At 35.5% G+C, this 18,238-nt stretch carries 8 protein-coding genes; 4 read left to right on the forward strand and 4 right to left on the reverse strand.

Translation table 11 applies throughout. The features are described 5' to 3' along the window. The first annotated feature begins 264 nt into the window (after window positions 1-264). The 4 genes from BBI01_RS00925 to BBI01_RS00940 all read left to right on the forward strand — a co-directional run bounded on the left by BBI01_RS00925 (window position 265) and on the right by BBI01_RS00940 (window position 10,984). Entirely contained in the window at window positions 265-5,160 is a 4,896-nt protein-coding gene (locus BBI01_RS00925) for a PKD domain-containing protein (RefSeq protein ID WP_065392815.1), read from the forward strand. A gap of 78 nt (window positions 5,161-5,238) precedes the next feature. Continuing rightward, window positions 5,239-7,104 (forward strand): T9SS type A sorting domain-containing protein, encoded by a 1,866-nt coding sequence (locus BBI01_RS00930; RefSeq protein ID WP_065392816.1) that lies wholly within the window; start codon window positions 5,239-5,241, stop codon window positions 7,102-7,104. A gap of 77 nt (window positions 7,105-7,181) precedes the next feature. Further along, on the forward strand, window positions 7,182-9,050 hold the full coding sequence (locus BBI01_RS00935; protein ID WP_065392817.1) for a T9SS type A sorting domain-containing protein: 1,869 nt from the start codon (window positions 7,182-7,184) through the stop codon (window positions 9,048-9,050). 74 nt (window positions 9,051-9,124) lie between these two features. Then, window positions 9,125-10,984, forward strand: a complete 1,860-nt coding sequence (locus BBI01_RS00940; RefSeq protein ID WP_065392818.1) for a T9SS type A sorting domain-containing protein — start codon at window positions 9,125-9,127, stop codon at window positions 10,982-10,984. Between the two features lie 87 nt (window positions 10,985-11,071). Here the strand turns inward: BBI01_RS00940 and BBI01_RS22980 are convergent, their stop codons facing one another. The 4 genes from BBI01_RS22980 to BBI01_RS00970 all read right to left on the reverse strand — a co-directional run bounded on the left by BBI01_RS22980 (window position 11,072) and on the right by BBI01_RS00970 (window position 17,935). Then, complete coding sequence (locus tag BBI01_RS22980; RefSeq protein ID WP_185114336.1) at window positions 11,072-11,878, reverse strand: phospholipase D-like domain-containing protein; 807 nt, start codon at window positions 11,876-11,878, stop codon at window positions 11,072-11,074. 655 nt (window positions 11,879-12,533) lie between these two features. Beyond that, on the reverse strand, window positions 12,534-13,667 hold the full coding sequence (locus BBI01_RS00960) for a hypothetical protein (protein WP_065392821.1): 1,134 nt from the start codon (window positions 13,665-13,667) through the stop codon (window positions 12,534-12,536). A gap of 124 nt (window positions 13,668-13,791) precedes the next feature. Beyond that, window positions 13,792-16,422, reverse strand: coding sequence for a T9SS type A sorting domain-containing protein (locus BBI01_RS00965; RefSeq protein WP_065392822.1), 2,631 nt, complete (start codon window positions 16,420-16,422; stop codon window positions 13,792-13,794). A gap of 52 nt (window positions 16,423-16,474) precedes the next feature. Beyond that, window positions 16,475-17,935, reverse strand: a complete 1,461-nt coding sequence (locus BBI01_RS00970; protein ID WP_065392823.1) for a hypothetical protein — start codon at window positions 17,933-17,935, stop codon at window positions 16,475-16,477. Window positions 17,936-18,238: the final 303 nt, after the last annotated feature.

Below are 18,238 nucleotides of genomic sequence, written 5' to 3' on the forward strand. Positions count from 1 at the left end.
ATTGCGTTTCGCGTTTGTATTTTGTGAATTTTTTACTTTGATTTATCTTAAAAAAGTTAATAAAATTCCTTTAATTTTTATTAGAATGAAAATAAATTAGTTTCTGAAAGATAATTACAACGTGCGTGAAATAACATATAACTACGATAATTGTTATATTGTTGATATATAAGTTGTATTTTGTTTATATTTTTCACATATAAATGATTTTTGTGTTGTTATTTTTGTTATTTTTCAAATGAAAATTAATACATTTTAATAACCATGAAAAACACCACTTATGTCAGTAGACAGCGCGTCTTCGGATGGCTGCTACTCTGTTGGCTTTTGATTCCCTGGGGATTACGAGCCCAAACATCTATTACATGGGATTCTCAGGTCGGATGTCAGGAATTCCGAGGAGAGAAAGGAGAGGATAACAATGGAACCTCTACTCCCAGTATAAAACCCGGAGACTGTGTCCGTGTCTGTGCCGGAAGTATTGTAAAGTATACATTGAACGGTACTAATATTGCTAAAGTTGAATGGACTGCTTCAGGAGGCAATTTATCTGTGGTTCCGGCTACAGGAAGTATGCAGGCAAAAGTAGCCTGGGGAGATCCCGGAAGCGGTTCTGTACAGGCTGTTATTACTTTTACTGACGGAAATGTCGAAACACAGAATATCTGCATTGAAAAGATGAATAGCCCAATTGCGGATTTCAAATTGATGAATCTGGAAAAATTCGCATGTAAAAACACGGAAATTCATTTTGATAATCTTTCTCAACAAAATGGAGGTGCAGATATTATCAACTATTTCTGGGACTTTGGAGACGGAACGACTTCTACAGCTTTCGAGCCCTCTCATTCTTATAGTTCTCCAGGAATCAAGACTATTAAATTAACGGTTACTAACAAATGTGGATGCTCGTCTACCACAGAAAGAGATATTGAGATTCTGGAATCTCCACCGGTACAAATCAACTGCGCATCAGTGGTTTGTGAAGGAAGCGTTGAAAAATATAGTGTTGAGGATGGTTGTAGAGAAGGTAAATGGGAGGTAATCGGAGGAACCATTCAGAATAATTATGGTAAAGAAATTGAAGTAAGATGGGATCAGGTAGATCCTTCTGACGGATTTGGATACGTAATGTATAAATCTGAATGCGGATGCCCTGAATGGACTACCATTAAGATTCCTGTCATTTTAAAAAATGCAAAAATCAAAGGTGAAGAGTTTGTATGTATGAATAAACAATACAAATACTCTCTTCCACAATGGCCTACCACTGATATTACCTGGAATTTATATGGTCCTACAGGTGGTCAGCTGACCTTTAATCAACAGAGAAACGAAATTCTTTTCACAGCTACTCAGCCAGGGAATTATACCCTTGAAGCGAGTTATAAAAATACATTGTTATTCTGCAAAGGAGACACAAAAATGTCTATTACTGTAGAAGAACCTGTAGTAATAAGCGGAGGAGCGGACGAAATTTGTAAAGGAACAAATCAGACTTTTACCGCAACACCTAATGTACCTGTTGTATGGAAAGTAACCCGTGGGGGAGTGCCTGTGAATATTACACAACCAGTAGGAGGAGGTCCGCTTACTTATAATTTTCCAATTTATGGTTCTTATGTGATTACGGCTATTAATCAAGGTGGAGGATGTGAAAGTAAACCAATCTTTATAAAAGTGGTTGAAACTCCGGATGCTCCTAAAGGACCTATTATCGGGGATGAATTGATCTGCCCGGGTAAACCTTATATTTATAAACTGGATCTGGTTCCACCAGGAAGAATACCAGTATGGAGTGTAGGAGGAGGAACAATTCAAGGAAGTAATACAGGAAATTCTGTAACGGTTATATTTAACCCCGGACCTTCAGCATATGAAGTAGCAGTACGCTACAGAACGTTGGGAACAGCGGGCTGTCTTTCTTCTGCAATAAGCCGAAAGATATTACCTATAGATCTTAAATCGATTTCGATTAAGCCTAATCCTGGTCCTTTCTGTCCAAGTAGTACGCAGAAATTTACAGCTATTCTTAATGGTATTGTTCCAGACTTTATGGAATGGAAATTCACTGATAGCCCTAATTTCGGAAGTTTTGCTTCAGGACAGGGTACAGCAGATGTTGTTGTAAACCTTAACGAAGTTTCAGGGAATGTATATGGTACAAGATTGTATTTAAGAATTGTAAAGTGCGGGCAGGAAAGAATTATCTTTATTCCGGTATCCAAGCTAAAGCTTCCGGTAGTCAACTTTACAAATGTTGGAAAAATATGTTTAGGTTCACCAATCACTTTTACTGTTGATCAGGGAACAATTACTTCAGCTTCAGGTGTTACGTTCACCTTTGCGAATAATTCTACTTATACTACAACATTTAATGCAAGCGGAACTTATACTATTCCAAATGGATATATTCAGAATAATACGGGAGCAGATATTTCTCAGTCGGTTACGGTAACTTATTCAGGAACAAACGGATGTAAATATAAGCCTACAGCAACGGCTAACTTTATTATTCTTCCGGAAACCAAGATTACAATTTCACCAGTGTACAACATTGGAGTATGTGATCCTAATCTGTTTAATTATACTTTTACAGCGAATAGTTCTACCGGTCTTACCAATATCCAGGAATGGCAATGGTTACACGATGGTCTTGAAATACTAGGAGCCAATTCAAATTCTTACACCATTGGTGGTGGCGGACCTATCTTTGGTGTGTACAAAGTAAGAGCTAAGGATATTAACGGTTGTATTGTTTATTCACAGGATATCACTGTATTCCAGTCTTGTGGAACAGGTACGGGGTGTACTGCTCCTCCTAAGGTTTTATTTGAGCCTCAATGGACTGGTTGTAATACCATTTCTGTAAATAATTTAACTTATAACCTTACTCCAGATGAAATCCAATGGGGATCTGACAGTGTGCTTACTTTGGTGAGTGCTCAAGGGCAGAATACAGCTCAATATCAGACCAATCTTGCAGGAGCGCATATTGTAACTGTTCGTCTAAGATATGGATCATGCTGGTATAGCTTTACCAGAGAGGTTAAGAAACATTATGAACCTAAATTTAATATCAGCCAGACTTGTAATGGTAACGGATATAATGTAACCCTGCATAATACATCTACAATATTTGATATTGATCCAAATGCAATTAATTATTCGTTCAGCGGTAACGGACTTCCTGTTCAAAACGGACAAACTGTAACTTATAATAATCTTGCACCAGGTACATATACTTTCACGATGACGATGTCTGCACCGTCTGTATCGAATACTCAACCGTGTACGATTACACAGACTATTACATTGAAGCCTATTCCAAGTACGAGCTTCTTATCTCCAGCTTTTACATGTATGGGTAGTGTGAATACGTTCACAGCAGGATCTTATGACCCTGCTAATATTTATACATGGTACTTTGACGGGACTGCATATATAGCACCTGGCTCTACGGCTAATATTACATACAACACAGCGGGTCCGAAAACCATCAGACTTGAAGTGAAGACTCCTCAAGGATGTGTTTATAGCTCAGCTGAAAAAAATATTACAGTAATAAGTGCTAATTTTGGAGGAAGCCTTACGCCGCCAAACCTGATTGCATGTGAAGGAAGTGTACCAGCTATAGTACATAATCCATCACTAGGTTTCCCTACACAATATATATGGATGAATGGTTCTGAGCCAGTAAACGGAGCTCCTAATGCGATGTCTTTCACACCGACTCAATCAGGAAGCTACTGGCCTATCATGGTATCATTAGAAGGATGTAGAGATTATAGTATGAGTGTTACGCCGGCAGTTGTTACTATAAAAACAGCTCCGTATGTAAGTATCTCAGGAAAATCAAATATCTGTGCAGGAAGCTCTGCAACATTAGCAGGTATTGTTACTGATAATACATTGGAATATCAATGGAGTATAGGCTCTACTATATTAGGACCTTGGACGCTTGCTACTTCTCCGATCAGTTATATTACGCCAGCATTATCAGCGGGTACTTATACGTATACATTACAAGTTCGTACCCCAGGAGCAGGAGGCTGTATTGCATCCAAAAACTTTACGGTTACAGTAAGTAATCCGCCGTCGGCACCTAATATTACTTATACTTTAGCTCAGTGTCAGCCATATACGGTTCAGCTTACAGCATCAGGACCGTCTGTAGGAGAGTATAACTGGAGCAATGGAATGACCGGACAGACGATTACAGTGAATGAAGGAGGTGCCTATGAGGTGATCTATACAGCTCCAAGTGGTTGTAAGGTTTCTAGTCAGGTGGTTGTACCATTAAGTCTTGAAAGTCTGATGTGGGTATTCCCTACAGGATGTTATGATGAATGTCCTGATAAAGAGCGTAAAATTTTAGGACCGAAAGGAATATTTAAGCATCATGACTGGCAATTGTTTACAAACAATATTCAGAGTGGTACTAATGATGTTATCCATCCACTGAATTTAGATTTTATAGGAACTTATAGGCTTAAAATTGAGAATTTTGGATGTGAGTTTTCTTCAGGACCTATGAATTACTACCCAAGTAAGGATTGTGGAATAGAATATGACTGCAGATTGGTTCCTAGTATTGAAACCATGAAGTGGGAAGGTGATCACTATGTAGTTCTTGGTTCTATATCCAATGGTGGATGGTTTCCAATGAGCGTTACGGTTTCCAGTCTTAATGGCTATGGAACTTATGTACCGTCTATAATTACCATTCCGGGAGGAGGAACTTATGATTTTAGCACCAATCCATTGCTGTTCTATCCGAATGCCAGCTTCCCTGGAGGTATGGATGAGATATTATTTGCATCTGGTGATTGTAAAGTAGTTGCAGGGGTACAAAGCTTTGGAAAAACCACAGTAACGAATCCTGAGATTACAGCGAAAATCAAATCAGAGTCTTCTTTGAAAATTATGCCAAATCCTGCGAAGGAAAAAGCAAGAATCTCTTATAATACAGGCAGTGAAAGAATACTGGCTAATCAAATTACAGTTTTTGATGCCCGAGGCACTATCAAATACCGTAAAGAACTGAAAGCCGCTTCCGGTGAAGTAGAGCTTGAAGTTTCAGATTGGCTACAGGGTGTTTACATTGTCATTGTACAGACAGGAGATGTATCACTGCAAGGCAAGCTGATTAAGAATTAATAAATTATTTAAAAAAACAGTGTTCTCCTTCTGGAGGGCACTGCTTTTTATAATACATAATAATTAAAACTGAATTTTATGAAACAATCTAAAAGTAGACTATGGCTGTTGTTTTTTATGCTGCCGGTATTGTTTTTTAGCCAAAATTATCAATGGCAATGGGCAAAGCAGGCAGGTGGACAAGCAGGTGCCAGCACTTTGTTTTTTAATTATCTGGATGATGAATCAATAAGGGATATTGCTGTAGACAGTAACAATAATGCATATTATCTGGCAAGTATATGGAACCAGGATCAAAATTTAGACAATACACCCGTGACCAGCTATGGGCTTCGTGATCTTATTATTTTTTCTACCGATTGTCAGGGAAATATAAGATGGTCAAGAACTATAGGCGGTAGTGGGTTTAACGAATTTGCCTGGAATATAGAAGTAGATAACAATGGCGGGTTATACATTATGGGACGCTTTCTTAATGAAGCTTATACAGGAGATCCTAATGCTGTTCCTATTCATTTTGATGATACTCATACAATGCCTTTCATTACTTTTGTTGATCAGAATACGGTAGATGCGGGAAGTAAAACCAGTCATTTGCTGAAATTTAATACAGTTGATGGTACATTAGCTTGGAGCAAGCCTTTACAGGGAGATGTAAGTCTGGCATTACGTCAGTCTGATACACAGATGATGTATATGGATTCTGCTAAAAATATTCATGCAATTGTAGGTTTTAAAACGGGAATACATTTAGGAGGAATGATCAATGTTCCGGCTTCTTACCCTTTACCATATCAATATTATCTGATAAAATTCAATTATGATAACGGAAATATGACACCGGCAGGTTCATTATTACTTCCTATTACCGGAGATTTAAGTTTAGGAGTAGTAGACGGAAAAGTAAATTTACTGTATGATGAAACCCTGAATCGCTATTATCTTGCAGGCAAAAGAATGTATGGAGATTACGGAAATGCAATGGCAGATTTTTCATACAATAACATTCCTTTTACGAAAGATGCTTATTTATTGGCATTTGACGGAACTAGCGGAGCAGAAGTATGGAGAAAAGAATTCAATACAGGTATTACTCCTTTAGATGACGAAATTCATTCCATTATTAAAGATACGAATACTTCTGATATTTATATTTCCGGACGTTATTATAAAGGAACCAGCGCTACAACTTTTGGAAATTATACACTTCCTTCATCTAATTATCAAGGGCAGACTCCTTTTGTAATGCGACTTGGCGCAGACGGTAATGTGAAGTGGGCAAAGATCTCTGACGGAATAACAGGTGGTGCAGGATATCGCTTTATGAAAGGAAAGATAGCCCTCAACGGAAATGAAATTGCATTTGCAAAAGGTAGCAAAAATGATATTTGGGGGAACTATGCTATGATCCGCCAGGATACAGATTTGGCAGACCCTTTACTAGTCCGTTTAAATAAAGAAGATGGCTCTGTAATAGGAGCTGGAGAAATTCACAGTGATTTTGAAGTTCAGGATGAATTTACGGCAATTGCAGTAGACAGAGATGGGAACTATTTACTGGGAGGTTTTTTTCATAGCCAGTTATTTACAGATTCAAATGATGGCGTAAATACCATGACCGTAAATGTAAGTGGAGGAAAATCTCAATCATTTTTTACAAAATATGCCAAGTCTGCATGCAGTCAGTTGTCAGTTGTAGAAACGTCAGCTTCTCAGGTAGGAATACAGCTTTATCCGAATCCTGTACAGGATATTCTTTATATCAAAAGTAAAGAACCTTTGGAATCTTATGAAATTTATGGAGCAACAGGACAGGCTGTAAAACAGGGTAGCTTACATTCAAGACAGGAGCAATTAATATTATCCTCTCTTCAGACAGGAGTTTATTATATGAAGCTTAAAACAAAATCAGCAGTGGTCACTGAAAAATTTATCAAGAAATAAAACCTTTAATTAATTACTTTACCAGATAGTGTCCTTTGAAAAGGGCACTGTCTTTTATCAAAACTAAAACTAGAGCTATGAGAAAACTTTACAGTTTAGGCTGGATGCTACTCTTGCTGCTGCCAATATTTTCTTTCAGTCAGAATTACCAGTGGCAATGGGCAAAACAGGTTGGTGGTGCTTTTGGATCTCCGGATAGTTGGTTTGATTATTCGTATGATGAATCCATCCGTGATATTGCAGTGGATAATGATAATAATGTTTACTATCTTACAACAATTGGTAACCAGGATCAGAACTTAGACGGAATACCAGTTACACATTATGGAGTTAGAGATTTATTGCTTTTTTCTACCGACTGTCAAGGAAATATAAGATGGTCTACCACGATAGGAGGCTCAGGAAATAAAGAAAGTGCATGGCATATTGAATTAGATAACAATGGTGGATTATATATACTGACTACACTTTATAGTTTTGCAGATACTACTGACCCAAATAGTATTCCGATCCATTTTGATGAGACCCATACTGTTCCTCCTTTTACTTACGTAGACATGGATACAACAGACCCGGGATATAAATCTGCTTATCTGTTAAAATACAAAACATCTGATGGAAAACTGACCTGGAGCAAATCTTTACAGGGTGATGTGAACATTTTAAGCCGCTTTTGTGATGTTCATATGACTTATATGGATTCTGCTAAAAATATACATTCTATCATGGGATTTAGAAAAGGAACTCATCTGAATGGGATGATCACAGTACCTGATAGTTATACCTCATCCTATCAATATTATCTGGTTAAATTTAATTATGATAATGGAAATATGACCCTTCAACCGCCACTGCTTCTTCCAATCGCGGGAGGAATAAGTGCTGCGGAACCATTTGGACGTGTGAATTTATTATATGATGAAAGCTTAAATCAATATTACCTTGCCGGAAAAAGAATATGGGGTGAGTATACCACTCAGTTTGAAGACTTCTCATACAATAATATTCCATTTACCAAAAATGCTTATCTGCTGGCTTTTAATGGAACTACCGGAGCAGAATTATGGAGAAAAGAATTTACAACCACTACGCCAAATTCAAAAGATGATGAAATTCATTCTATTATAAAAGATACTTCTTCCTCAGATATTTATATTTCAGGACGTTATTACGATCTTACTACGGATGTTACTTTTGGAAACTATACTTTTCCTTTACGTTCTTATGGAGGACAAACCCCCTTTGTAATGAGACTTGGGGCAGACGGAGCAGTAAAATGGGCGAAAATTCCCGATGGTATTACCTCTTTCGGAGGATACCGAAGTCTGAAAGGAGTAATTGCTATTAACGGAAATGAAATTGGATTTGCTAAAGGAAGCTGGAATGACATCTGGGGAAATTATGCGATGTCCAGACCTAATGGAGATTATCAGGATCCTTTATTAGTGCGTTTCAATAAAGAAACAGGAGATGTAATAGGAGCAGCTGAAATTTTAAGTGATTTTAAAAAAGAGGATGAGTTTACGGCAATCGCTGTAGACAGAGACGGGAATTATATTCTGGGAGGCTTTTTTCATAATAATCTGTTTGTAGATCCTAATGATGGAGTCAATACAATGACAGTCAATGTGATTGGAGGTGAGTCTCAGTCGTTTTTTACAAAATTTGCTAAATCTGCATGCATCCAGTTGTCTGTAGAAGAGATTCCGGCTTCTCAGGCAGGAATAGAGCTGTATCCAAACCCTGTACAGGATGTTCTTCACATCAAAAGCAAGGAACCTCTGATCTCCTATGAAATTTATGGATCTACAGGACAGTATGTACAACAAGGCAATTTGACTTCAACTCAGGAGAAGTTAATGCTATCTTCTTTCCAGACAGGTATATATTATATTAAGCTTAAGACAAAATCTGCTACAGTAACAGAAAAAATAATCAAAAAGTAATCTCATTTAAAAACAATAATCACTACAGTTTTACTTCTCACAGAAGTAATTGTATAAACAACGAAATGAATTTTATGAAACAAGTTAGAAAAAATATATGTCAGTTATTTCTTTTACTATTACCTGTATTATCCTTTAGCCAGAATTACCAGTGGCAATGGGCAAAACAGGCAGGTGGAGTAAACGGTTCTGTTGATTGGGGGTTCAATTATATATATGACCAGTCTATTAAAGATATTGCGGTGGATAATAACAATAATATCTATTATTTGATGTCTATGAATTCCCAGAGTCAAAATGTGGATGGGATACCTGTTACCAATTATGGACTCAGAGATTTATTCCTTTTTTCTACTGATTGTGCCGGCAATGTAAGATGGTCAAGAGCAATAGGAGGCTCACAGGACGGAGAATATGGCTGGAATATAAAGCTGGATAATAATGGAGGCTTATATATTTTATCTACTATGTTTAATGCAGCCATGGTCGGTGATCCCACTGGTGTACCTATTCATTTTGATGACACTCATATTATTCCACCTTTTACTTATGTTGATCAAACTACGGTAGATCCCAACTTAAGAGCATCATATTTACTGAAATATAATACATCCAATGGTAATTTAGTTTGGAGTAAACCTTTACAGGGAGATGTGAGTGTTCAGACACGGAATACAGATTCTTATCTGATGTATATGGATTCATCCAAAAATATCCATACTATTATAGGACTCAGAGCAGGAACTCATCTGAATGGGACTGTTACTGTGCCTTCAACATATACTTGGGAATATCAGTATTATCTGGTGAAGTTTAATTATGATAATGGTAATATGACAATGGCTACACCACTTTTGTTACCAATGACTGGCGGTATAGCGATAGGGATGTTTAATGGTAAAACAAATTTAATCTATGATGAAAACTTAAACCGTTATTATCTGGAAGGAAACAGGCTTAACGGAAGCAGCATGCTGGAAGATTTCTCATACAACAATACTCCCATTACAAAAGGGGCATTTGTATTGGCATTTGATGGTACAACCGGTGCCGAAATATGGAGAAAAGAATTGAATTGCGGATATACTGTGGCGGATGAAGAAATTCACTCCATCATAAAAGATTCCGGTTCTTCAGATCTTTATCTTTCAGGACATTACTTTAATGGAACACCGGCTCCTGCTACCTTTGGAAACTATACCTTTCCTCCGAGAAGTTATAATGAAACGATTCCATTTGTGATGAAGCTTAATGCAGACGGAATTGTACAATGGACAACAACACCGGAAACAATGACAAACAATTTCGGATTCCGTTTTGCAAAAGGAAGATTGACACTTAATGGAGATGAGATTGCATTCGCAAAAGGAAGCCGATCTGATGTTTGGGGAAACTTCGCAATGGAAGCCCGTCTTTATGCAGATCCTTTAATTGTACGTCTTAATAAAAATACCGGGGCAATAATAGGCACTCAGGAGATTCATAGTCAGCCAGGAAGCTGGGATGAATTCACAGCTATTACCACAGATCTTGATGGAAATTATATTCTGGGAGGTTTTTTCCACAATAATTTATTCGCAAACCCTAGTGATGGATTAAATATGATGACTAAAAATGTAATAGGAAGCAAGTCTCAGGCTTTCTTTGCAAAATATGGAAAATCAGTATGCAGTCAGCTTTCTGTAGCAGAAATTCCAGCTTCCCAAGCAGGAATACAATTGTATCCGAATCCCGTACAGGATATTCTTTACATTAAAAGTAAGGAACCATTAGTTTCCTATGAACTTTATGGATCTACCGGACAATTGATAACACAAGGCAATTTATCAGCAACAGAAGAAAAAATAAGCCTTTCTTCACTTCAGATAGGTATATATTATATTAAAATTCAAACAAAATCAGCGGTTGTAACAGAGAAAATCATTAAAAAATAAACCCTTTTCGATAATAGTTACTTTAAAGAATCAGCGGGCTCCGAAGGAGCCCGCTGATGTTTTTATAAATACAAGAAAATACATTAATTAATACATTTCCTCACTATAAATTTTTTTCCCAAGATAAAAAAGCTCATGTCTTCGGACATTTACATTATCCTCAAAAATGTCATGAACAAAGCTTACCAATTCATTTACCTTTTCTCTTTGTGTAATTCGGATACGCGATTCAAAATTAGTAGTAAATCCACTTTTCGTGTAGTTCAATGATCCGAGATACGCCACTTTTCGATCAATCACATAAATTTTTGAATGAATAAATTTACTGTCATAACGACTGTTTCGGATAAATTTGAAATTCAGTTTTTCAGAATAATGATACGTGTAAATTTCCATTTTTTCAACAACCGATTTCATCTCCCAACATTTGTAAAAACCAAAAAAAGACCCCAAAGAAACAAGGATAGAAAGAAAATTATTGGAATCAGTAAAGTCATCCACAACGTGCATCCCAAAATAAATAAGTGAGAAAATTCCCAGACAGAATAAGGCAATAGAGGAGAAGAACAGCATGTTTTTTTGGCTATCTCTTTTCTCTTTTTTCTTAACATCAGTCACTCTATGTTGATGAATCAACTTAGTAAGAATTTCCCTGTATTGTTCCGGACGGAGATCACTGAATGCCAGCCTTACATTTATATTTCTGTTTTTTAAAGCGATGAGGTCATCCAGTTTTACTTCATCAATATAAGGTGAGATAATTAAAACTTCCTCTTTTGCGTTCAGAATATCATTATTCAATTGAGTTCCCGCATTTTGTCCCACAAAAACCTCAATTCCTTCACTGGGTTCAGTATCAATTTTAAAATAAAATCTTTTGTTTTCTCTAGACACTTTTATTTTTCTTAGGTTGCATCCCGGCTAAACGGGCGTCAAATATACATTTTTCTTTAAAAAAAGCATCGTTTGAAATAGAATCTGGTTTCATACTTTTTAAAGATCAAACTTACATTTCTTTTAAACGCGTATTTTACGGTTTCCCATAAATCAATACAATTCTTTTCACTATTTCAATATATTTGTAAAGAATTAAACTCTGTTTTACCACAATATTATTGTAATTAGAGACAAAACCATCATAAAATAAACTATGTCTAAAACATTAAAATTAAGTCTTCTTCTCACTGTTATCCATATTCTTTTCACTATATTATTATTTAAATGTGATGAATTGTTATATACCTATGATCTGGAAAATTTTGCCATATTTATTCTTATTTCGTTAGTCATAGCAGCTTTAATTTTAGCTATACAATCAAGAATAACTTTATTAGGCGTTTTGCTAATCATTGGCAATAGTATTTGTTTGGTGTTCGGTCTTTTTCTGTGGTGGTTTGCGCTTAGTTATACTTTTAAAGTGTAAAAAAGTCAATTAGATATTGGGTTTTATAGTTAATAATCTAAATTTAATCTATATAAAAAAGGTTGCTACTATTACTGTAACAACCTTTTTTGATGATTGAAAATATTTATTGTACAGAATATGATACTATTTTAAGGTAACAGAGTTTTTGAAAACTTCAAACAAAATGTCTTCATAAATGTTTTCCCAATTGTATTGAGCAGCTGTAATTTCAAAGCTATAGATTCCGTTATTTTGACTTTCTATTTTTTGAATGGGAAGCAAAATATCAGTATTATTTTTAGTTAGAATATAGCCATTGTTCTTATCAGATTTTATTAAGGTTTTCATTAAATCATCACCTTCTTTATTTTCTTTAAAACTAAATAAAACTTTATCTTTTTTCCGGTATTCTGCCGCCTGTTCCTCCGAGATTTGTTCTTTTCCTTTATAATTTAAATCATATACAGCCTTTACAATTTTCATGTTTTGAAATAAAAGCACGGAATTTATTTTTTTTCCAACATAAATATTAGCTGTGTAATCACTTCCTTTTGGTGTTAAGAGAAAATAAGAAAGGTCATTATCAGTAGTTGAACAAGTCTTTCTAAATTCTTTAAAATAAGTTTTATAATCTATTTGCTCGTCATTTGGAAAAGATAAATAGTTGCCTTCAATAGAACTATTTACTATTTTTTTCTTTTTCATTTGATCTTGAATGCAATTATAAACAGTGTGAGTAATCTTCTCATCCGGAATAGGGTAGATGGCTAAGATATTTTCTTTGATTACACGTTCTCCAGCTTTTCGTTCTGTATCTGTTTTAAAATGAATGGTAAATTCATTATAAGAAGGTTTTTCTAAAGTGAAATCATGGATGTTATTCCTTTGCAGGGCATTTTTCATAAAAGAAATATCAAATGTTCTGTTTACTACATCCTGATACATTTCAATCATATTAGATTTCGCAATTTCAGGTTTCATCGCTTCCCATTCTTCCTTATCTTGTTTACTTAATAGATTCGTATTCTTATCATTTTGCTTTTTGGCTCGATCAACAAGTATTTTTCCGAGTACTGAAACATAGTTTTGGTCAGTTTTTTTTATCCATACAGAATCTGACTCTGCAATAATCTGAGATACTATTTCATTTTTTAAATTGCTTGTAAGGAAGCTAGAAAGAAAATCTTTTTCATTGAATTTTACATTCAAATTATATTCTCTATTCTGAGAATATAAGAAACCTGATGTAAGGATTGAGATTAATAATATTTTTTTCATTATTTAAAATTTTACATTCATATAATTAATATCTAAAGAGGTGTTCTGGTTTTAAGTGTTCTGGAAAAAGATAAAAAAGAGGCGCACCTTTGGTGCTGCCTCTTATCATTGAAGTAAGTTCAGATTACTTTACTATTAATTTGAATGATTTTGTAATGCCATTAGCGTTTACTTTTAGAATATAAAGACCAGCAGTAAGAGTATCAGTAGAAATCCTACCTCTTGTCTGAATATCTCCAGATTTTACAACAGCACCTCTGGAATCATAAATTACAAATTGTCCTTCTAGTGTATCAGTAGAACCAAAAGCAATATCTTCACCTGCTTTTACAGGATTTGGATAGATTTTAAAATCTCCCAATACTTTCTTTTCTTCTTCTAATGAAGCAGTCATAGTTCTTTTGAAAGAATTAGCTGTCATTTTTGCCGTAGCATAAGGTGAAAAAGGTGAACCCGGTGCCCCAAATATAGTTTTGTTTGTATCTGCAGGATCCGTTACAGAAGCATCTCTTGCATCCATAATACCATCATTGTCCGCATCCACAATTGGAGTAATAAATCCGGCTCCTATTAAATCAAGGTTTTGTTTTCCGATAGCATACAGGTCATATGTATTAGAATTACTTGAAACATCTAAATAATCAGGAATACCATTACCATTTGTATCAGCTAAAGGATATTTCATCACTCCTGAATCAGGAGAAGTCTCCAGAATATCTGCAATACCATTATTTCCTACTGCAATATCAGAATCAATAACCCCATTTTTATCTTTGTCAATTGTATTAATTACAGATAAAGGAATACCAGATTCAAAAAGATCTAAAATACCATCATTGTCGGAATCTAAATCTCTGTAGTTCGGTACAGAATCTCCTAACGTACTGATGAAATTCAAATCACCCTCTTTATCGTCATCTGTATATAGACCATTTTTATTGGTGTCTTCAACAGCATCAGGAATACCATCGTTATCCGAATCTTCATCACATGAATCTTTAAAGCCATCACCATCTGAGTCTGTAGAATTAGACTTGTCATTTACATTGCTACATTTTTCAGCACAGTCAGGAATACCATTACCATTAGTATCAATAGCGTCATTCCCACCAGGACATTTATCATTACAATCCGGAACTCCATCACCATCAGAATCTACCTGTACAAAAGAATTATAAATATAATATTGATGTCCGGTACCAAAAGTTAACCCAGGAGCAACTGTAATTTTCATTCTGTCAAAAGGTGCGGGAGCAGTCATTGCCACCCAATACATATTGGATTGTGCTACGAAAAATTGTCCACTAAACAATTCACCAGCAGATTTACTTCCTACCAGTGTTTCTCCTTTATATAGCTCAATAGTAACCATTCTTAAGAAATCGATTGATGCTAGTGTTGCGCTTTTTATAACATTAAATCCGGCAAATGTTCCTTTCGGATATACCTTTCCTTCTGTATTTTTTACAGTAGCATAAGCTCTTGGAATAAATATGTTGATTGGAGCAACATTAATTGTAGCATAATTATTGACGTTAGTATCAACAATTCTTTCAGGATTCTGAATATTAGTAAAATCAAAAATGAAATTTCCAGATTGCCCAGTCCAGTTATAACCGGAAACAATATCGCCTTTTTGAGAAGAACCTGATGTCTGAAGGTACTCATTACAATTATTACATGTTACGGGTTCCTCAAATGCATAATATACCTTTAACGTTCCTAAATTAAATCCAAATGTCTGATTTATTCTTAAACGGATTTCATTGAATGGTTTTGTTGTAGTTAAGGATATTTTTTGTTTAAAGCTCCCGAAGCTTAAAGCCTTTATATTGATAAGACCACCTCCATCTAAAATTGTTTTAGAATCCTGTAATTTACCATGGAGATAAGTTTCAATCACCATATTCTTTAAAAATTCGGCAGATAAAATTTTACCCTGATCATCAGGTTCAATTACCCATCCTGCTTTTACGCCAGCCGGATATACCTGATCTTTGTCAAGAACTCCCACAGAATAAGATCCTAAAAGACCTAGAGGCAAGAAAATTTTTGCGGCAGAGTTTTTATCACCATCTCCAATGTTTTGATGATCAAAAACATAAGAGAAAGGAGCGACAAGAGAACCTTTGCTGTCAATAATTGTATCTGTACCAGATCCGCCAATAATATCATCACAAATATTATTATCTTCTACAGGTACTTTATTCGGATCGAAAGCAAACGCATAATAAACATTCATCGAGCTGAATAATGATACTAAAGTAGTTTGATATAATCTTACTTCATTAAAAGGTTTAGTAGTTCTTAAATGTAAAAAATTAGTATTATTCAATCCTCCAAATGCAGGAATGGATATTAACGAACCATTGATTGATACCTCTTGAAGTTGTCCATTAAGATATGTAGCTACACGTAAAGAACTTAACAGTTCCGCGGTGATTAAGCTGCTTCCTGTATCTACTTTAAAACCTGTTATATAGCCTGCAGGGTAAACAATATTTGTGTTTTTTACTGAAATACCAGTTCCACTTACCAGATTAGCAAAACTACCCATACTTACTTTGTTGGTAAGATCCGAATCAATTAAAGGATTTAAACTGCCATTGTAGCATCCCAGACAAATTCCAGCTTGACCCACTGGATTTGCATCAATACCTATTCCACGAATAGGAGTGTATCCCTGTGCAAATGCCTTCATAGAAAACACGGTCAGCACCAAGATCATTAAACTTGTAAAAAAGTTTTTTTTCATTCCATTGTATTTAAAAAGTTAATATTTAAAGAATTGCATGAGCAATTCTGAATTAGTATAAATTTTGCCAGGTAGAACCATCACATCCTTGGTGTTTTTTTATAGTTGCATTATAGCGTATAGCACCTTCACTGGTAGAATCGCAACTAGAGTTAGGGGTCTGAGGAACAATACGAATTGAAGTATTCACAGTTAAATCACTTTGAATAGCACTTGTAAGAGCTCCAAATGTTGAAGGATCTACGTTAATACCAACTATCGTTTTTGTGTTGGTAGCTGTACTTTTGAAATAGTGAACATCATTGCTGTAAACAGTATTGAATGATTTTCCGGAGATAGTTCCATTGTTACCAAGAACCATACTTCCTGAAGCTGCTCCTATGATACCATTCTGCGAACCAAAAATATAACCTCCACTATTAGAAGTATTATTGGTTCCAACTGTATATCCACTACCAATAGGATTCGATAACGTTCCGTTCCTGTCACCTATCACCATTCCTGATTGATTAGTGAAGTTACTGCCACCAATAACAGTTGTGTTTACACTTGGCACACTATTGTCATTTCCTAAAACAAAGGTTCCTCCTTGAAATGATATACCTGTATTAGAAGAGGATATTACATTTCTAAGACCTAATACAAAGTTTTTCTGCCCTGATACGGTATTTCCATATCCAAGAGCCATTGAATATGATCCGGAGTTAGTATTGTTTGTCCCAGCAGCATCATATCCAATTGCTATGGAGTTCGTAGATGATGAACTGTTATTACTTCCTATCGCTATAGAATTATTGCCGATGGCATTATTACCTGTACCTAAGGCAACAGATGCTGTTCCGCTTGCTGTATTATTTGTTCCCCATGAAAAGGAATTCAATGTTCCACCACCACCGTTCAAAGAACCGTCTGTTCCTAGAATTGCTCTGGTGATATTATTAGTAGCAAATGCTAGTGTTTTAGCATCTTTAGTTCCGATGAAGTTTGTAGAAACTGTTCCTAATGTTCCTGCTCCTGAAGTTGTGGTATTTCCTGTTAATTTCCAGTCACTGGTATCTGCAGTTGCAGGAATAGTACTTACCACAGTTGCACCAAGAGTTCCAGTAACGTTTCCTGCTAATGGTAAATTAGCAGCGGAAAAATAAGAGGGAGCTGCTGCTGTTGCCGTATTGTTACCTAGAATAGTATTAGCACCTGCATTGGTCAGAGTAAAGTTCAATTCCGGTGTTGTTGTTGTTGTATTTTCAGTTGTTGTAAACAATGGAGCGAGGTCTCCTGCTGAAAAATTAGTAACAGTTCCTGGGTTTGTGGTAATTGTTGTCCACGTACCTTTACCATCTGCATCAGAAACCAGTATCTTACCGTTACCTGCATCAGCATTTTCTAATCTGAAAGTACCTTTTACATGAAGTGTTTCGGTTGGAGTTGTTGTATTGATACCAACACCTTTTTGTGCATGAGCATTAGAGAATCCTAATGCAAGAATTGCGATTGTAAATATATTTTTTTTCATAATTAAATATGTTTAAAAGTTGTTTTTAAAAAGCAAATTGTGTGTTTTATATTTATTTTGTTGAAGAACAGAGGGATATATGTAAGTTATTTATTGTTTGATGAATTCTGATTAAACGGTTTATAAGTATTCTAGGATTAGATTGCTATTTGGGTGTTCTGAATCAATTTGCTACTTGAAGTTTTTTGTTTAATAGTAATCTGATTTGAATCTGTGTTGGCAGAATGTCCTATTTATAACATTCTGATCAATATTTCTAGCCCAACCTTTAAATATCATTATCCTAAATTATTGGATACGTTC

The sequence above is a fragment of the Chryseobacterium artocarpi genome, assembly GCF_001684975.1.
Lineage (GTDB): Bacteria > Bacteroidota > Bacteroidia > Flavobacteriales > Weeksellaceae > Chryseobacterium > Chryseobacterium artocarpi.